The organism is Butyricimonas sp. Marseille-P3923 (assembly GCF_900184685.1).
Taxonomy (GTDB): Bacteria; Bacteroidota; Bacteroidia; order Bacteroidales; family Marinifilaceae; genus Butyricimonas; species Butyricimonas muris.
The window spans coordinates 413057-432023 of record NZ_FXXL01000007.1 but is presented as its reverse complement, the minus strand read 5'-3'; the positions used below and the strand labels follow the sequence as shown (position 1 = coordinate 432023).

At 47.5% G+C, this 18967-nt stretch carries 13 protein-coding genes and 1 riboswitch; of the genes, 6 read left to right on the top strand and 7 right to left on the bottom strand.

The annotated features are described in order from the left end of the window. Positions 1 to 25 precede the first annotated feature (25 nt). The 7 genes from CS948_RS13235 to CS948_RS13205 are packed head-to-tail and all read right to left on the bottom strand — an operon-like array spanning position 26 to position 9330. Positions 26 to 1273 (bottom strand): DUF6175 family protein, encoded by a 1248-nt coding sequence (locus CS948_RS13235; protein ID WP_099292192.1) that lies wholly within the window; start codon positions 1271 to 1273, stop codon positions 26 to 28. Positions 1274 to 1282: 9 nt separating this feature from the next. After that, positions 1283 to 2194 (bottom strand): hypothetical protein, encoded by a 912-nt coding sequence (locus tag CS948_RS13230; RefSeq protein ID WP_176555053.1) that lies wholly within the window; start codon positions 2192 to 2194, stop codon positions 1283 to 1285. A gap of 49 nt (positions 2195 to 2243) precedes the next feature. Continuing rightward, the gene (locus CS948_RS13225) at positions 2244 to 3440 is read right to left on the bottom strand and encodes a hypothetical protein (protein ID WP_099292190.1); all 1197 of its coding nucleotides are present in this window, start codon (positions 3438 to 3440) and stop codon (positions 2244 to 2246) included. A 53-nt stretch (positions 3441 to 3493) separates the two neighbouring features. Beyond that, entirely contained in the window at positions 3494 to 3787 is a 294-nt protein-coding gene (locus CS948_RS13220) for a hypothetical protein (protein ID WP_099292189.1), read from the bottom strand. 33 nt (positions 3788 to 3820) lie between these two features. Beyond that, positions 3821 to 6103: a zinc-ribbon domain-containing protein gene (locus CS948_RS13215; protein WP_099292188.1), complete on the bottom strand. Its 2283-nt coding sequence runs from the start codon at positions 6101 to 6103 to the stop codon at positions 3821 to 3823. 33 nt (positions 6104 to 6136) lie between these two features. Then, positions 6137 to 7876 (bottom strand): C25 family cysteine peptidase, encoded by a 1740-nt coding sequence (locus CS948_RS13210; RefSeq protein WP_099294505.1) that lies wholly within the window; start codon positions 7874 to 7876, stop codon positions 6137 to 6139. 14 nt (positions 7877 to 7890) lie between these two features. Continuing rightward, positions 7891 to 9330: a murein transglycosylase domain-containing protein gene (locus CS948_RS13205; RefSeq protein WP_099292187.1), complete on the bottom strand. Its 1440-nt coding sequence runs from the start codon at positions 9328 to 9330 to the stop codon at positions 7891 to 7893. Between the two features lie 609 nt (positions 9331 to 9939). Continuing rightward, a riboswitch (SAM riboswitch) is annotated at positions 9940 to 10044 on the top strand. Between the two features lie 305 nt (positions 10045 to 10349). Here CS948_RS13205 and CS948_RS13200 point away from each other — a divergent pair. The 6 genes from CS948_RS13200 (at position 10350) to CS948_RS13175 (ending at position 18930) form a co-directional block, all read left to right on the top strand. Beyond that, on the top strand, positions 10350 to 11492 hold the full coding sequence (locus tag CS948_RS13200; protein WP_099294503.1) for a homocysteine biosynthesis protein: 1143 nt from the start codon (positions 10350 to 10352) through the stop codon (positions 11490 to 11492). Positions 11493 to 11760: 268 nt separating this feature from the next. Then, on the top strand, positions 11761 to 12180 hold the full coding sequence (locus tag CS948_RS13195; protein ID WP_099292186.1) for an NIL domain-containing protein: 420 nt from the start codon (positions 11761 to 11763) through the stop codon (positions 12178 to 12180). Positions 12181 to 12297: 117 nt separating this feature from the next. Then, on the top strand, positions 12298 to 13047 hold the full coding sequence (locus tag CS948_RS13190; protein ID WP_099292185.1) for a UPF0280 family protein: 750 nt from the start codon (positions 12298 to 12300) through the stop codon (positions 13045 to 13047). Positions 13048 to 13059: 12 nt separating this feature from the next. Continuing rightward, a complete protein-coding gene (metH, locus tag CS948_RS13185) occupies positions 13060 to 16584 on the top strand; it encodes a methionine synthase (RefSeq protein ID WP_255302012.1) in 3525 nt (1174 codons plus the stop codon). Positions 16585 to 16676: 92 nt separating this feature from the next. After that, the gene (metF, locus tag CS948_RS13180) at positions 16677 to 17630 is read left to right on the top strand and encodes a methylenetetrahydrofolate reductase [NAD(P)H] (protein ID WP_099292184.1); all 954 of its coding nucleotides are present in this window, start codon (positions 16677 to 16679) and stop codon (positions 17628 to 17630) included. 13 nt (positions 17631 to 17643) lie between these two features. Further along, on the top strand, positions 17644 to 18930 hold the full coding sequence (locus CS948_RS13175; RefSeq protein WP_099292183.1) for a Na+/H+ antiporter NhaC family protein: 1287 nt from the start codon (positions 17644 to 17646) through the stop codon (positions 18928 to 18930). Positions 18931 to 18967 lie beyond the last annotated feature (37 nt).

Sequence of the window (18967 nt, the reverse complement as noted above, 5' to 3'; positions counted from 1 at the left end):
CTTTTCTTTTAACTGTTATTACTCTCTACAAATCCAGCATCAGCAAAATCGTGCCGCCCTCGATACGATAAGAGGCGGAAACACCCTGTTCTTTGAGTTGCCGTCCCAGTTGACCGGCGAATTTGTCCGCGGTCATTTTGTAACCGTTCTCGTCTTGCATAGGAATCATGACATAATCAAATATAGCCGACTCTCCCATAATACCCTGCATATGATAATCCCCTTCAAAAGCGTTACGATCCAACCAATTCTGGATAAAATCCAAAATCCGCTCTCCATTAGAGCAGGAAGCATCGTTCAAGGAACTTATAGAACTTCCGCTAATGGATATTTGCAAAACGACACGTGCCGGCTGAGAATAATTCTTAACAATCTGTTCCAAGAACTTCGGAAGATTGTCCTTAACGGCATGAGAACACAAAACATCCGTGGCTCTGGTACGGAAACGATTCGTCCACCCATCTTCCGATGCCCAGATAGTTCCGCTTGCCGTTTCGTAAGCCTTCATTATCAATGATACGCGGGCATCCTGTTCCGTGACATCCTTTTTCATATCCACGGTGACATACACATCCGCACCCGACGACAGCAAAAGCTGCTTATCATTGGAATCCGCCGCACCGGCATTGTCCTCGTATTGCATACGCCGTTTCATCGCGTCGATAGTCCCCTGCAAATCCCTCGTTTTAATATCACAATCTTCAAACCCTTTCTGCACGGCAGCCACGGCAACACGAAGATCATAGTCATTCTCCAGTATGCTTTGAAAACTTTCGCCTTCCTTCTTGTAAGGAACAACAATGATTGTGGGTTTAGGCAGGCGGGGTTTAGGAGTTTCCGCCACCATCTGGTCATAACCCGTGTTCTTCCTCACGTCGTTTATCAATTGGCGAAGGCGCAACGTGACACGCGTCGTCCCTTGGTAACGTCCGCCAATCTTCGCGGCCTTGACAGCCTCTTCGGTACGCACCACATAAGAAGCGTAGCGCGCCTGATTATTAAAAAACGAATTGGTATAGGCCTCGTTAGGCTTGCTAACCAAAGGTTTCCCGTCATTAACACCTTCTACACCTTGAAAAAACAAGGTATAGATAAGTGATTTTATAGCGTCTGTTTCAATCCCTTTTTTATTCTCAGCCGCCCCCGCAGAAGAAAAAACAGCTTGTGTCCCGTTATCCGATTCCAAAGAAACAATCTGAAGATAATCCTGAGCCTTTACTGAAATTACACCCCCGAATAATAGTACACAAAATAGGCTAATTATTTTTTTCATAGCTGACTATTAAAATGATAATAAAGGCGCCACCGTCGATTTAATCTTTAGAGCTTGTTTCTTCTGTGCCGCTTCATCCAGTGCTTGAAAACTTTCCATCGCGGCAAACACTCGCTTGTCCCCTTGCACCACCTTACACTGCGACATGGTTCCGTCTACCACTTCTTCCACTCTTAACCGCCCCACTTCGCTGTAAGTCGTGCGACCGGCTCTTACGCTGGGCGACAAAACGGAAAAATAATCTCCTTTCTTAACCCCGTGTTCAGCCCCCAAATCAATGTAACACTTTACCATTTTGTCCTTCTTCACCTCATAGTCCAAAGGGATAACTGTACCTTCCAACGGAAATTCCTTGATCAGGAAATCCTGAATATCACTGGAAATCATATTAACGGCACCGGCAATTGCCTTTTCTTTCGAATCCGACATATCCAAAAGTTTACCCACGGTACCGCCTATCCCCGAAGGTGAATGATCGAACGCTTTGGTTGCAACAGTCGTTGACGTGGTAACTTCCGTCAACGTGACAGAATAATTCAAAACACAGGTGTACATCGTCTTGCCGTCTTTTTGTTCGGATTTCACGGAACAACCCAATACATTCCCGCTCAAGATATAATCATGGGCGGCGGCAGACATGGTTTGTGTACGGGCTTTTTCATCTCCCATCGCTTTCTCGTCGGAACGGCGTTCCTCTTCCTTTTTAAGAGAGCTTTCAACATCCCGGTCTACCAACTCGAAACGCTTTGTCTTGCTGAGGGCATCAATCACCGCCTGACGAACTTTATCGCCGTCCGCTTTCGATACTCCATTCGCTTCCGTGAAATACTCCACGTACAAACGCGGTTTCTTAACTTCCTGAGCTTGAACTGCAATTGCTACAACACAGAACAAGGCAACACTCAAAACAATTTTTAACATAGCGCCAATTTTAGTCATTAGTAAATTCTATTAATATGTTTTTTTATTTTCATTTCAATTTCGCTTTCGCGTCTTCATTTCCCATATCGGCAGCTTTCTTAAAATTCTGCCGTGCCATCATTGCGTTGGCAGCCACTTTACCGCAGCCGCTTTCATAAATCCTACCCAGCATATAATAAGACGTCGCACTGCCGGATTTCTTGAAAAGGCGAATGGCTTCAATCCCCTCCTTCTTATCATAAGCCGCCATTCCCGCATCATAATCAGCATCTTTCTTCGCCACCACGGGTTGTTCAGCCTTTACCGCCGTTTTTTCCGTTTTCGCCGGAGTTGTGACCTGTGGTGCGGCTTTCTGTTCCGCAGCCGGAGCCGCTTGTTTAGAAACCGTCTGTTTTTGTTCCGTCGGGGGAACAGAAGCCGTTTCTTTGGAAGAATTATCTTTCTTGCCAAAAACGAAAAAAACGCCAATCACGACAAACACGATAACAACCGCAGGAAGCCACTTGTTTTTCCCTTTGCTTGTCGAACGAGGCTGAAGAGGTTTGTCCCCGGTTAAAGCTCCCACGCCTTTTCCGGCTATTTCCGCTTGCTGAACGGATTGTCCCGTGAATGTTGCAGCACCCCCAACCAAGGGTTGTACAGCCTTATCCACCGGTTTGTACAATTCATTCATCTCCTCCTCGATAGCCTCTTTCGAGTCCTCCACGTCCAACTCTCTCGCCTTCTGATTCATCATCTGCCGTCCGGCAATACCAATATTCCCGTTCGTCGTCAAGAGCAATTGCTGAAAAGCGACACTGTATTCGTTCACGGACTTTTTCTCGCACTCCACGCAACGATTCTTGTTCTTCACCTTACAGTCAAAACATATCTGTTTGCCGCATTTCGGACAACGAGCGTGTTTCTCCCCGAAAGGATTCCCGCATACCTCACAATATTCAATCTCCCCCTTTCCCATCACTATCGTCGTGTTATTATGGACGGTAGCGGAATTATCCACATGAGAGGTATTGACATTAGTATGTGTAGTTGAAGTTTTATTGATGCCCCCGGTAACGTTTGCCCGCGCCCCCGCGCCGATGATAGATCCCTCCGTGTCCGAAGGCTTGACCTCGTTCAAAACCGCCTCCGCCGCGGCACAGTCTTTATCCGGATCACACGGTACCTCTGCCCCGCAATCCTGACAAAAACGTTCATCCGTTTCCATAGCCTGACCACATTCCGGACAATATCTCTTTTTGTTCATAATCTCGTATTTTTAATTCATTTTTTTTCTTTAAACTCGTACAGCACATAGGACTAAACAGACTCGTCGGCAACGGGAGGTTCTACCGGTTGCGAAAAAACTTCCGTTCCGTCATCCAATAGAATAGATGTTACACAAAAACTCCCTGTCGCTTCCTCCGCGTTTCCGGAAATCCCGACCCGCATCCCGTCATAAGGGATAAAAAAAGGATCCCCGGCAGGTAAGATGCCAACCCGATAGAGTTTATACGTCCTGCCGTCATCTCCTTTCAGAACCGCTCTCACGCCTTCCGACTTCGACCCGATATGCTGCAAACGACACTCTATGATTCCATGAATTATTGTCATATCCTTAACTCTTTGAAATGAGAAATTCTTTTGTTAAACCTCGGCTCCGCAATCCTCGCAAAACTTGATTCCGGCCTCCAACTGCTTCCCGCATTCCGGACACACGACAAAAGCAACTGTTTTCGCTCCCGCTTGCCGTGCTACCTGCTCCAACTCCGCGTTCTGCCTCGGTTGAGCGGGTGCGTTACCGCGGGTGCTATAATCCAACGCACGGTCGTAAGCCGTATCCATCCGTCCCTCCTGCCGCAGAATACGCTCATCGCGTTCACGCAACTGACGGTCTTTTTCCTCCATCTTTTCCCGTGTCCGACTATCCCGATCCTCCGCTTTCTGGGCTTGAATACCCCCGGTCATAGCCATCATGTCGCGCATCATCCCGAACATCTGACTCTGATTATCCCGGTGTTCGGCATCACGGGACGCGCGTTCCGCTTCCAGGCGCGCATCCAACTCGCGCCGTTGGGCTTCCAGACGTTCGCTCGCTTCCCGCTCGGCATCCGCGCTATACCTGTTCTCGGCATACGCCACGGCAGCATCGCCACCGCTTAACGCCCACACCTTCTCGTCAGAAAGTTCCTTGGAGTTCTCCCACTTCAGACGTTCCAACTCCTCGGCACTCTTCAAACGCGTTTGTTCCAGTTCCGCCTCATGCCGGCGCTGATTTTCTTTTCCTTCTTCCTCCCCCTTTTGCATCGCCATGAACTGTTGGAATTGGGTATCGTCATCCTCCCGTTCCATATCGTGCATACGCTTGACATCCTGATAGTCCATATCACGGCTACGCTGTTCCAAATCCAAATTAGTTTCGGCAAGCGTACGCTGTTTTTCAACTTCTTTATAGAAACGGCTGTCGTCATAATCGTCACGTAAACCGGTCAACTCGAGTTCCTTCTTGATAATCACTGCCGCCTTGTCAGCTTCACCTTCCAGACGAACACGCTCGAACTCGATACCGTCACGAAGTTGCATCATCTGGAATGCCATCCCCCGCTGGTAGCTGTTCGTTTGCAACTGATCCTGAAGCGCATACACTTCATCTTCACGGATCAAGCCCGTCTTGGCCAATTCCGCTAAAGCCGCGTTACGCTCGTCATCATTCTGCGCCTCACGCACGATACGCTCGTTTTTCAGGAAATATTTGAATTTTTCCACTTCATCCTCGTGCAACAACCGGTCATGATTGATCACTTCCAATTGCTTGTCCAAATCCAAATCGGACGAGGCTTCATGCAACCGTTGCGCGTTCACGGTATCGGACAATCTATTCTTGAATTCATTGGAACGACGCAGGTAATCCAACTCTTTCTCTGAAAGATACAATTCACGACTCAACGCCCTGAAACGATCCAAATCCTCGTTCGCCGCCGAAATCTCCACGATACGCACGACCGACACACCGAAGAACGCCTCGGCGGCAACCGCGTTAATCTTGTCTTTTAACATCGAGTGAAGTTCCTTCGGGATACGATTGGAAGAGAGTTCCACGTCATACAACGCATCTTGGAGTACCGTACGAACGGTATCGGTTATCTCGTCCACGATAAACGCCGTGTTCAGCACCTGCCGCTCCGTCAAATAGTGAATGATAAACCGTTCCGGGTCTGAAATCTTGAAATAGGCATTCACGCCCAATTCCATATCGAGATACCGGGTCTGAATATTCATCGGGGTAAAATCCTTGTACCCGTCAATCTGCTGCTGTTTGGAACCGATGAGAAGCGGAAACGCTTTGTCCAACAAAATGATAATTGAAAAAGCCGCTCCCCGCTTCGCGTTTTCCTGAATCACATTCTGCTGTTGCCGGTAAAGTTCCTCCCCGGTCTTATCTCCCTCCTCCCGCTTGCGGCTTTTAAATAAATTGACAATAAATTCCCATCCTTTCCGCAAATTTCTTCCCGCATTATTAATCGCTTGTTCCGATGAACCCGTAAAATCATAAGTACCGCCGCTGATAGAAGCGATAGTGCGCCCGTTAGCCCGGATATATGCTGTTGTTCCTTCCGGTATGATAATGCCTTGAATCTTATTATAAGAGTCAAATTCCGCCTCACTGATCACCCGGGCAACTTGCCCCGGTTGTATATTCCAATAAATACGCCCCTTCACCGTATTCAAGTCGGACGCTTCCGGTTGCGGTGAAGCCGGTGCTTTTTCCGCCGAAACCATTCGATGGCCGCATTGGGTACAAAACTTGGTCCCCGGTTTCAAGGGAGCACTACATTGAGGACATTCCATCGAGGCCTCTATTTTCTGTCCGCAAGAAGTGCAAAACTTTGCACCTGCACGAAGGACTGTATTACATTTAGGACAATTCATAATATTTCGTTTTACAATCTTATTTTAAATATTTCATTTTGCCGTGTAAACACGCTTGATTTCCCCGCCGACAGTGGTCGTTATGACATAACGGGCAGGTATTTTTCCCTTTTGAGCCTCCATGTCATAATTAAACTGTAATTCTTCCCGCCCGTCTTTATATCGCACTTTAAAAATCCCGTCAACCTCACGCGGTGCCACGCCATAATTCGCGTACAGGTATTGATTTATCATCGTGTGAATTTGGAGAATATTAGCATCAACGGCACCACGCACCTGTTCCAGAATGGAACCGCTCCTGTTCCCCGATTTAATTCTCTCGACAGTACACCCGATTTTAGCGTCTTCAGGAACCAGAGCCTTCTTTCCAAGCCTTTCGCCCTCCGACTTTCCCCCCTTGTAAAAATTCATCGAGAGAGTCGGGTCACCGAAAAGATTAAATTCCACGATCGTCAAAGCCGAGTATAAACTGCCCAGCTCGGTTCCCTGTAACAAAGCACTACGCGCGATAAACAACGCCTGCGCCACGGTATATCCTTGCAAAACGGCATTCATGAAGCAACTGGCGATGATATCCGCCTCGCACAAAGCAACCGTGGAAGGAGTCGCGTTCAAAGAATCCACGGAACCCCAAGCCACCCGCGACGAACCCACGAAAGCCAACGTGTTCGCGGAAAGCGAGGCCAATAACATACTGTGATACCTATCCAGCCCGATAAAACGTCCCCCGTAACAAGCCTCGCTGATAACGATATTAGGAGCCAGACAAGTCATCATGTGTTCCGGCTCGATGACCGGATAAGCTCCCTCCCCGCTTTTATGAAGCATGGCTCCGAAATAACCGCGTGACTCCACCCCTTCCCCTCCATGAAGGTTATAATAATACAAAGAAGCTCCCGCGTGGAAAACTTGGCTGACATTCTCCTCCATAACCATGGGAGAAAGAATAAGCCGGTTATAATAACAATCAGCCGGCAAACGACCGTCGAAATTACGCAAATAATTACCACTCAAAAGATCACCCGCCACACGGACGGACACATTCTTCCAGTTAGGATCGCATTGCCCGTAAGCCGCGGTCATCGGAATACCGTGAGAATTTTCGATATCCCGCTTCAGGTAATCGAGTAAATCTTCACTCGACGCATCCTCCCCGAAAGGCAACCGTCCCACGAAAAAAAGCTGTTCGTACTTGAATATCTCCTGACTTTCAAGTAAAGCAAGCATCTCCTTGCCGTAGGGATAAGCGTAAAGTATATCCGTATCGATACTGTCATCATTACTATCATCCGGGATATAATGACGGACGCACGGCATGGGAATAATATCGCTTCCTCCTATAATAAACAGGTATTGTGATTCTTCCTTTCCCGCCGCTTTCTCCCGTTGATGAACGTCCATCAGTATGTCCATATAATCCCACAACGAACTGTCGGCATTTAAACTGACCGTTCTGGTCTTCCCGAAAAAACCGCTCTTCCCGTAAGAATAATTACCGGCATCGACAAGTTTGTACGAAACGCCACACTTCCTTTTCTCCACGATAAATTTGTCAAACACGGCTGTTAAACTTTGCTCGTCAACATCCAGTTTTTCTGCCAGCAAATTCAGATTCGTGAAAAGCAATCCATGAATACCCGCTTCTTTAGACGAGGACGAACCCATGGAATCCTTGTTCATCGTGTGAACGTCCCTCTCCAATTTTGTTCCGCATTCCGAACAAAAAAGCACGTTCCCGTCTTCTATTTTATTTCCGCATTCAGGGCAATACATCGTTATTTCATTTTTTATTTGAGATACTTTTTCTGTCGTTTCGTCACCCCCGAAACATAATTCCGGGCTTCACTCGTGCTCAGACGAGTCGTGAGATGACTGTATAATTGTTCATAATTGCATTCGTTTATCAACGGGATAGCTTTATTCAGATTCGTCGCTCCCGTGAAAGCCCTGCTCACGTTTCCCGCCCCGGTATTATACCCGGCAATCACGCACAACTTGCGGCAATCGGAATTGGCAACCGACGCGAACTGGTTCGACAGAACACGCAAATAAGCGGTACCCAATTCGATATTATTACGCGGGTTGAAAAGATAACTCCGCGTGGGAATCCACTCGCGCTTGTACACGTAGCGAAACGCGTCAAAACCTCCCGACGTCGGGACAAGCTGCATCAACCCGTAAGCCGGAACCCAACTCGTTGCCTCGGGATTGAAACAGGATTCCTGCTCCATCACGGCATAAATAAGTGACGCCTCAATCTGGTAGACGCGCGAAAATTCCGCTACAAGGTCTTTATAAAGAGCTGCGTTTTTCGAGAGATTATCGGCAACAAGGCTCATTTGCACCTGCACCACTTGACGTGCTTCCTTGTTCATTCCCGTTACCTTGACCGTTTTTTTACTTTGCGCCGCGATAGCTTTCGCGATAGATGCCGTTTCCCCTTTACCCGACCATTCCTGCTTTTTTTGTTCGGCACGCTCACGAGCCTCTTCCTGTTTACTAGCGAGAGGATTACCATTTCTTTTATCGTCTTTCTCCAAAGCACGCTGTGCCATCGTTTTCCCCGTGCCGACAGTTCGTGTCAGCGAATCCTGCTTCCGATCAACCGTCAGATTTTTCCCCTTCACGGTCGGCACCGGGGGGACAGGACGGGCGGATGTCAGTTTCCTGTCCGTTGAGGCTGACGACGTATCGAATTTATACTTGGAGAAATCAACAAGCCCGTCAAGGATAGGTTTTTGCGTTAAGGCTTCCGATGCGTCAACAGAAGATTGGTAAGGACAGGTCGAACCCCTGCTGTTCAACATCCGTTCTATGGCTTCCGCCAAACGTGCGTTTATCTCGGTAGAATCCGTAACGCCGATATCGTCAAGCGTTATCTCCACGAAAATCTCCCCTTTGTCAAAATCGACAATGGAACGGCTATGATAATCATCACTGTATTCCACCCATTCCGTCCGGGTGTTGTCAATAACACTATCTTCCCCCCATACCTTTTTGATAGAACGGACATAACGAAAATAATCCGCTTTTGCTTGTGCCTCGTATTTCGCGTACTCTTCACGAGCCTGTTTACTATACGCCTCAAAATCAGACGTGATTTGCTTGGCATCTTTCTCGAACTGCACACGAAGCGAATCGGTAAGCGTCTTCGTCGATGTTACCGTCTGTGCATAACCATAAACCACTAAAATCATGATCAAAAAAACAAACACACATTTCTTCATACTCGCAACACATTGACAGTGTAAATATCCATATTAACTATCCGCAAAAACTCACACGAATCGCTCCTGTTCTCCCTTTCACACGCGACACTTCTCTAATTTTACAATAATATCAATTAATTTTTATTCACTGATACACAAAAGTAATTAATTTTTGATTAACACAAAATATAAATACATGAAAATTTGTCGTTATAAATCTTATATTTAAAATTATCACATTTATCGTAATAATATCAGTTTGTGTTTCATTTCTCGCAATTCACAAAATGTTAAATTGCGATAAACGAAACATTGCATTTTCATCCCTTCACTCACACCCGGCATCCCCCGGACTATACTTAGGCTATGGTTTCCCGCTACCAAGTTCGAAGCATGAACGTAGCATCTTCGAAGCATGAACGTAAACCAGCGTTCATGCTCTGTTAATGATATGAAATTGCAATCTTTTTGATAGAGGCCAAGGGTTGAACAGGGGTTATTCACGTGTAATGAAGAGTTATAGCAGTAAATTAGAATCCCCGATCGCAAAAAAGATGAAAAATATTTGCATTCTTCATTTATTCTTTTTTTCTTTGTCCCGATCAATTCAATCTGCGAGGATTGTTTGAATTATAAAGAGGAGTCGAGAGAACAGGCTCATTGAAGCTCCGACAACCTGCAAAAGATTTGCAAGGTGCCAAAACCTGACCTGAGAACCAGGAGTTATAATTTAAGCTGAAGAAAAATGAAAAAAGAAACAACAAACCAGAACAGCAGTTATTGCACCGCCAATTGTAGAAATCTTTTCATCCTCTCTATTGCCATGTCCATATGTATGCGCTGCATGCGCTAATATCTTTTTTACCCCGGAACTTATTCATTTTAGATTTTTTGATTTTAGATTTATGATTGATCGTTGTGTCATGACTTTTATGACACAAACAACATCTACAATCTAATAATCAGATAGTTGCAAGGCAATTATCTTGAAAAAATCATTATTCAAACATTTATTTATCAAGAAATTGGACAATATCATGGCAAAAACATACGCGGAAATAAACGACAAGATAAAAAAGGGAACGGCAGTGGTTCTGACCGCCGAAGAAGTTTCCGAATTGGCAAAAACACTCTCGCCGAAAGAGATCGCCGAAAAAGTAGATGTGGTAACAACCGCCACTTTCGGGGCAATGTGTTCATCGGGCGCATTCTTGAATTTCGGTCATGCCAATCCCCCGATTCGCATGGAAAAAATCGAATTGAATGGGATACGTGTCAGTGGCGGACTCGCCGCCGTGGACACCTACGTGGGTGCCACGGACTGCAACCCGGAGAACCCGGCATACGGGGGAGCGCACGTTATCGAAGATCTCGTGGCAGGAAAAGAAATCGCCTTGGAGGCTTGGGGAAAAGGAACAGACTGCTATCCCTGCAAACATATTAAAACCCGTATCACGAAAGACTCGATCAACGAAGCAATCCTGTACAACCCGAGAAACGCGTACCAGAACTACAACGTGGCAACAAACTCCACGGACAAAATCAAATACACTTACATGGGAACCCTACTTCCAAAATTGCGCAACGCCTCGTACAGCACGGCAGGTGAACTCTCTCCCCTGTTGAATGATCCGGAATGTCGCACGATAGGATTGGGAACCCGCATTTTCCTCTGCGGCACGGAAGGGTACGTCACATGGAACGGGACACAATTCCACTCCACCAAAGAAGTCAACGAATACGGCATCCCGACCAGTAACGCCCGCACGATAGCGGTAATCGGCGATTTGAAGAACATGAGTACCGACTTCCTGCGAGGCGTGTACTACGAGAAATACGGGGTAAGCCTGTTTGTCGGGATCGGTATCCCCATCCCTATTCTGGATGAAGACCTCGCGCGCAGGGTATCCATTCGTAACGAACAGATTGAAACAACCGTCGTGGATTACGGGGACGGAAACAAGATTCTAGGAAAAACAAACTATGCCGCCCTCCAATCGGGTGAAATAGAAGTAAACGGACACAAGATCAGAACCACCCCCGTGGCCAGTCTGGCAAAAGCCCGACAAATCGCCGATATACTGAAATCATGGATTCAAAAAGGTGATTTCCTGCTCTCGGAACCCGTTCGACCGATGCCGACAGGAACCGCACTGAAACAATTGAAAATTGAAAGTTGAAAATTGAAAATGAACTCCTCCGTCTGCTTCGCAGCCACCTCTCTATAAACAGAGGAGGAGCTGGTGACACTAGCCAAAGACGGTGAGTAATTCAGCTCTCCCTCTGTTTATAGAGGAAAACTGGCGAGTAAGAGAGAACAGACTGAGAGCTTGCTCGTTGTCTGTCGAACGAGAGCCAGTTCGAGACCGGTTTCCGGGCTCAATACCCCGAAGGAGGGAGGGAGTTCAATCTAAAATCTAAAATTTAAAATCTAAAATTATTCCGGTTATGAATAAAAAAGTAATATTGACCTTCCCGGTCGACGCAACAGACAGACCTTTGACATACGAATTGATTCGTATTTATGATATAAAAATAAATATACTGAAAGGAGAAATACAACCCGGAAGAACCGGCTCTTTACTCATTGAAATGGATGCCGACGAATTGCGTATAGAACAAGCTATCGCATTTCTGAACGACAACGGAGTCACCGTGAGTCCCGTTTCCAGCAAAATCTCGTATGACGAAACCCGTTGCATCAATTGCGGCAACTGCGCATCCGCCTGTTTCTCCCACGCCTTGACTATTGAGGCTCCGGACTGGAAACTGCAATTCAACCCGGAAAAGTGTATCGCCTGCAAGCTATGTCTGAAAGCCTGCCCGCTGAAACTTTTCAAGATTGAATTCAGCGATTCGCTGAATTAGTTTATAAAGTTTATAAAGTTCATAAGGTTTATAAAGTTAGCAGACCTTATGAAAGCAAAAATAATAACACTAGACACTTTATAAACTTTACAAACCTTATAAACTTTACGAACTCAAATGGAATACAAAGATCGTACATACAGGGAACATTTACAGGAAGAGCGCTGGCATTCTTTCACGGTCGCTTTCAAGGAAACCGATTTGTGGATAGGGATTGACAAAGTCTCGTTTCACCCGGAGATTCCCGTCTTCACGGAAACCCGTGTACGGGCGTTACGGGAGAAAATGGACGCTTACATAGCCCAAGATCCGGACTACTTGAAAGCATTGGTACCACACGAGGCACAACCGACAGCACCGGTTATCTTCCGTGAGATGGCGGAAGTGGCTGTCCGTTCGGGCATCGGTCCCATGAGTGCCGTTGCCGGAGCTGTCGCCCGCGAAATAGGCATAGAAGTCAAAGAAAAGTTCGGGGTACAAGAGATTATCGTGGAAAACGGCGGAGATATATACGCCGACATCCGGACAGACATGGATATCGCCGTGTTCGCCGGGCAATCTCCCCTGTCCGAGAAAGTCGGTTTCACGATCAACGCCGGATATGCCCCGCTGGGAATATGCACCTCATCGGGCACCGTAGGTCCATCGCTCAGTTTCGGGAAAGCGGACGCGGTAATGATTATCTGCAAAGACTGTGCTTTGGCCGATACATACGCCACTGCCTTCGCCAACCGGATACAGACCGTGGAGGACATTGCCCCCTGCATGGAAGAGATAGGAAAAAAAGACGAAATCCTAGGAGCTATTTGTATCAAAGACGATAAAATCGGTATTCACGGGATATTTGATTTGAAGATTTGGAAATGAAGAAATTTAGAAATGAAAACATACAAAGACATACAACCAAACAACACCGACACGGGAGTTCCTGTAACCTGTAACTTGCCAAAGGCAAATGCAACCTGCAACCTGCAACTCGCCGCAGGCGACAACAAACGCATCCTCATCCTCGACGGAGCCACGGGGACAGCCTTACAAAAATTCGGATTAACAGAAGCCGATTTCCGGGGAGAAGAATTCGCGGGGCACCCTATCCCTTTGAAAGGCAACAACGACGTGTTGAATATCACCCGTCCCGACGTGATTCGCCGAGTGCATCAAAGTTATATTGAAGCGGGTGCCGATATTATAGAAACAAACACATTCAACGCCAATGCCGTATCCCAAGCCGAATACGGGTGCACGGAATGGATTACCCGAATAAACCGGGAAGGGGCACGAATCGCCAAAGAAGCGGCTACCGCCTGCCGAGAACGCGAAATACTCGTGGCAGGAAGTATCGGTCCCACGGACAAATCTCTCACGCTTGCCCCCGATCCGGAACAGCCCGCCTACCGTATCGTGGACTTCGACACATTAGTCGCGGCTTACACTACCCAAGTTACCGCACTAATCGAGGGAGGCGTAGATCTCTTGCTCGTGGAAACCATTTATGACGGCCTGAATGCCAAGGCAGCCTTGTATGCTATCGCCAAAGTACAGGAGGAACGCGGGACACAACTCCCCGTGATGCTCTCGGCAACGATCAACGACAAAAGCGGTCGTACGCTGACAGGGCAATCACTGGATGCACTGTTCACCAGTTTGTCCCACTACCCCATCGTGAGTTTCGGGTTAAACTGCTCGTTCGGGGCAAAAGAATTACACCAATTCATCCGGGAACTGGCGCCACATATACCTTGCGCGATCAGCATCTACCCGAATGCCGGGCTTCCCAACGAAATAGGTGAATACGACGAATCTCCCGAATTCACGGCACAATGCCTGCAAAATATGGCAAAAGAAGGGTTAATCAACATCGCGGGCGGATGTTGCGGAACGACACCCGAACACATTCGGGCTATCGCCGAAGTGTTGAAAAACATCCCTCCCCGTGAAATCCCGGTTTCGGAACACCGGTTGAAAGTGAGCGGACTGGAAACTGTAATTGTTGATAAAGAGCAAAGCAATTTTATCAATATCGGGGAACGCACCAACGTAGCAGGTTCCGCCAAATTCGCCCGTCTGATACGGGAAAAGAATTACACGGAAGCCGCTATCATCGCCCGCAAACAAATCGAGGCGGGAGCGTCCATCATAGACATCAACATGGACGATGCCATGCTGGACGGCACGGCGGAAATGGAACGCTTCATTCGTATAATCAGCAACGAACCGGATATAGCCAAGGCACCCTTGATGATCGATTCGTCGAAATGGGAAACCATTCTTGCAGGATTGAAAAATTCGCAAGGGAAATGTATCGTGAACTCCATCAGCTTGAAAGAAGGGGAAGAAGAATTTCTGCACAAGGCGAAAGAGATACAACGCCTCGGGGCAGCAGTCGTGGTTATGGCTTTTGACGAGGAAGGACAAGCAACCACTTTCCAACGGAAAATAGACATCTGCCAACGCGCTTACCGATTACTGACTACCCGCGCCGGATTTACCCCCGAAAATATTGTCTTTGACGTGAATATCCTCGCTATCGGCACGGGTATCGACGAACATAACAATTATGCAGTGGACTTCATCGAAGCCGTGCGCTGGATAAAACAGAACCTGAAAGGCTGCCGCACATCGGGCGGAGTATCCAACCTCTCTTTCTCGTTCCGCGGTAACAATACCGTGCGGGAAGCCATGCATTCCGTTTTCCTGTACCACGCGATACGGGCGGGACTGGATATGGCTATCGTCAATCCCGCCATGTTGCAAGTGTATGACGAAATCAACCCGGAACTTCTGAAAGCAGTGGAAGATGTTGTCTTAAACCGCACTCCGGAGGCCACGGAAACATTAATCGCCCTAGCCGAGAAATATAAAGAAGTAAAGGGCGAAAACAAAAACGTACAAAACGAGGAATGGCGCACCCGCCCGCTGGAAGAGCGCTTGGGACACGCACTCGTGAAAGGCATCACGGACTATCTTCCCGCGGACATAGAAGAGGCCCTCGCCCAGTATTCCAATCCGGTAGAAATTATCGAAGGACCGCTCATGAAAGGCATGGAGCGCGTAGGCGAATTTTTCGGGGACGGCAAAATGTTCCTCCCGCAAGTGGTGAAATCGGCAAAAGTGATGAAAGAAGCGGTGAATATCCTGCAATCCGAAATAGAACGCCATAACGCGGCGGCACAAAACGTGAAACGATTGCCCAGAGTAATTCTTGCCACGGTAAAAGGCGACGTGCATGACATCGGCAAAAACATTGTAAACATTGTATTAACGTGTAATAATCTGGAAGTGATCGACCTTGGTGTCATGGTAGACAACCAAAGGATTATCGAGGCTATTAAAGAACACGAGGCGGATATTGTCGGGGTTAGCGGATTGATCACTCCCTCACTGGGGGAAATGGAAAATCTATGCGAACTGTTACAGAAAGAACAACTGCAAGTACCGCTAATCGTGGGAGGTGCAACCACCTCATCCGTGCACACGGCTGTGAAACTGGCACCCAAATATGATCATTGTGTTGTACCCGGGGGGGATGCTTCACGTACCGTGGGAATCATAAAACGTTTGCTGAACGACCGGGAAAATTATACCCGTGAACTCAAACGGGAGCAGGAAGAAATCCGGACGCATTATTACCACCGTCAACAAAAACACATATCGCTTGAAGAAGCCCGCCGAAGAGCGCCACGCTTTAATTGGGATAACGTTCAACCGACAACATTCGGGGAACACAATTTACTGGTAAAACACCTTAATATCGAAGACCTCGTGGAAAGAATTGACTGGACCCCGTTCTTCCATTTCTGGGGATTCAAAGGAAAATACCCGGAGATCGTTTACACGAATGACGAGGCTGACCGCACTTATCAGGCAGCACTGGATATGTTGGGGAAAGTCATTGCCGGCAACGAATTTGACGCTTCCATCATCGTGCGCTTTTTCGATGCCTGTTCGGAAAACGACGAAATCGTGCTGGATGGCAAATTCCGCTTCCCGATGCCCCGGCAACAGGCAGACCTGCAAGAATGTATCTCTTTGGCAGACTTCGTGATCCCCAAAGAGAAAGGGACGGAAAGTGTCGGTTTGTTCTGCCTGAAAGTATCCGACAAGCACAAGTGTAACGACTGTCGTGATTTCGAGCACCTTCTACGGGAAAGCCTGTGCGCCCGACTGACGGAAGCCTGCGCGGAATGGATGCAGGAGCAGATAAACGAGGGTACGCGTGTCATCCGTCCCGCTTTCGGTTACCCCTCTTGCCCGGATCACGCGTTAAAAAAGATCGCTTTCGAAGCATTAGATGCACCCGCCCAAATCGGGGTACAACTGACAGAAGGATATTCAATCTATCCCTCAACCAGCCTCTGCGGAATGCTGATCTCACACCCGGAAGCAAAATATTTCAGCGTGTAAACGCTGAAATAAGATAAAAGCTAAAGAGGGGGTAGTTGAAGCGTTGGTTCAAGCGCAGGGAATCTAAAATCTAAAATCTAAAATCTAAAATCATGAAAGTTATTGACATCTTAAACAAATCAGATAAAGCGGTATTCTCTTTCGAGCTGGTGCCACCGCTGAAAGGGGGAGATATTAACAAGATATACGAGGCAATTGAGCCGCTTATCGCTCTCGCTCCCCCGTTTATCAATATCACGTTCCACCGAGATGAATTGGAATACAGGGAATTACCAGACGGAACAATTAAAAAAGTTACCGTCACGAAGCGTCCGGGTACGGTAGCTCTGGCAGCCGCCATCATGAGAAGATACAACGTGGATATGGTTCCGCATATCGTGTGCGGTGGGGCTACCCGCCACAAAATCGAAAACGAATTGATTGATCTGAACTTTCTCGACATCGAGAACATAATGGCTCTCCGGGGAGATCCCATACCGGGACAGCGTTTTTTCTCACCCGAAGAAGACGGACACAAATACAGTTGCGAGTTAGTCGAACAGATATACCGCATGAATCACGGGCAATATCTTGATGATACTTTGACGGATTCCGTTCCCACGAATTTCTGTATCGGCGTGGCTGGTTACCCGGAAAAACATTACGAGGCGCCGAACCAAGCCTGTGATATCGAAAACCTGAAACGAAAAGTAGATGCCGGGGCAAATTATATCGTGACTCAAATGTTTTTCGACAACTCTAAATTCTTCCGGTTCGTGGAAAAATGCCGGGCGCAAGGAATCACGGTTCCGATTGTTCCGGGATTAAAACCGATCTCCACGCTCAAACATTTGGAGATGCTGCCCCGTACATTCAGCATTGATATTCCCCAAGAGTTGGTGAAAGAAATCCGCTCCTGTAAAAACAACAAGGAAATCAACCAAGTCGGTATCGAGTGGTGCGTGACACAAAGCAAGGATCTGATCGCGCATGGCGTTCCCGCTGTCCACTATTATACCATGGGAAAATCGGAAAACATACAAGAGATAGTGAAACAAGTATTTTGAAAAAATCAAAAAGATGAACCAAGAACCGAAACCACGCTTTTTCGCACTGATACCACTGATTGTCTTTCTACTAATCTACTTGGTAGCTTCAATTATCATCGGAGACTTCTACAAGATGCCCATCACGGTAGCGTTTCTCGTATCATCCGTGGTTGCCGTGGCAATATCTTCGGGAGGCAAGTTACACAAACGAGTAGATTTATTTTGTAGAGGAGCGGCAAACAGCAACATCATGCTTATGGTGTGGATTTTCATTCTTGCCGGAGCTTTCGCCCAGACCGCCAAAGCGGTTGGAGCCGTCGATACCACGGTAAATCTTGCTTTAGCCGTTCTCCCGGATAACTTGCTGCTCGTGGGAATGTTCATTGCAGCCTGCTTTATCTCGCTATCGATGGGAACCTCTGTCGGCACGATTGTCGCCCTCACTCCCGTCGCCGCGGGTATTGCCGCGCAAACAGACATAGCATTGCCCTACATGGTGGCAATCGTGGTTGGCGGCGCCATGTTCGGGGATAACCTTTCTTTTATCTCTGACACGACCATCGTGGCAACCCGCACACAAGGATGCAACATGAAAGACAAATTCAAGGTAAACAGTCTGCTCGTCATTCCCGTAGCCGCACTCGTCGCTCTTGTCTACCTGTTTCAAGGAACGGAAATAACCACGCATCCCGTGATCCATGAAATCGAATGGTTGAAAATAATCCCCTACATTCTGGTTCTCGCGACCGCTTTATCCGGAATGAACGTCATGTTGGTATTGTTACTTGGCATTTTATGCTCGGGCATAGTCGGCATCCTTGCCGGAAGTATCCGATTCTGGGATTGGATCGCGGCCATGGGAACAGGGATATCCGGCATGGGGGAACTCATCATCATCACGCTGCTTGCCGGGGGGATGCTGGAAATGATCCGCTATAACGGGGGAATCGCCTACATCATACAGAAACTGACCACCCGCGTGAACTCGAAAAAAGGAGCAGAATTGAGTATTGCCGCGCTCGTGAGCTTCGCTAACCTCTGCACGGCAAACAACACGATAGCGCTTATCATGGCAGGTCCCATTGCCAAGGATATTGCCGCCAGTTTTGGCGTAGATCCCCGGAAATCGGCCAGTTTATTGGACACGTTCTCCTGTTTTGTACAGGGAATCATTCCCTACGGGGCACAACTACTCATGGCTGCCGGATTAGCAGCTGTTACCCCACTCGCTATCATGCAATATCTTTATTACCCGTACCTCATGGGAATAGCCGCCCTTTTAGCCATATTTTTCCGGTACCCGAGAAAATACTCCTAACAATTGTAAATCTAAAATTAGTATGTAATTTCGCACC

Coding starts and splice junctions, on each gene's coding strand:
- CS948_RS13235 (WP_099292192.1), bottom strand. CDS start 1,273: ATGAAAAAAATAATTAGCCTATTTTGTGTACTATTATTCGGGGGTGTA.
- CS948_RS13230 (WP_176555053.1), bottom strand. CDS start 2,194: ATGTTAAAAATTGTTTTGAGTGTTGCCTTGTTCTGTGTTGTAGCAATT.
- CS948_RS13225 (WP_099292190.1), bottom strand. CDS start 3,440: ATGAACAAAAAGAGATATTGTCCGGAATGTGGTCAGGCTATGGAAACG.
- CS948_RS13220 (WP_099292189.1), bottom strand. CDS start 3,787: ATGACAATAATTCATGGAATCATAGAGTGTCGTTTGCAGCATATCGGG.
- CS948_RS13215 (WP_099292188.1), bottom strand. CDS start 6,103: ATGAATTGTCCTAAATGTAATACAGTCCTTCGTGCAGGTGCAAAGTTT.
- CS948_RS13210 (WP_099294505.1), bottom strand. CDS start 7,876: ATGTATTGCCCTGAATGCGGAAATAAAATAGAAGACGGGAACGTGCTT.
- CS948_RS13205 (WP_099292187.1), bottom strand. CDS start 9,330: ATGAAGAAATGTGTGTTTGTTTTTTTGATCATGATTTTAGTGGTTTAT.
- CS948_RS13200 (WP_099294503.1), top strand. CDS start 10,350: ATGGCAAAAACATACGCGGAAATAAACGACAAGATAAAAAAGGGAACG.
- CS948_RS13195 (WP_099292186.1), top strand. CDS start 11,761: ATGAATAAAAAAGTAATATTGACCTTCCCGGTCGACGCAACAGACAGA.
- CS948_RS13190 (WP_099292185.1), top strand. CDS start 12,298: ATGGAATACAAAGATCGTACATACAGGGAACATTTACAGGAAGAGCGC.
- metH (WP_255302012.1), top strand. CDS start 13,060: ATGAAAACATACAAAGACATACAACCAAACAACACCGACACGGGAGTT.
- metF (WP_099292184.1), top strand. CDS start 16,677: ATGAAAGTTATTGACATCTTAAACAAATCAGATAAAGCGGTATTCTCT.
- CS948_RS13175 (WP_099292183.1), top strand. CDS start 17,644: ATGAACCAAGAACCGAAACCACGCTTTTTCGCACTGATACCACTGATT.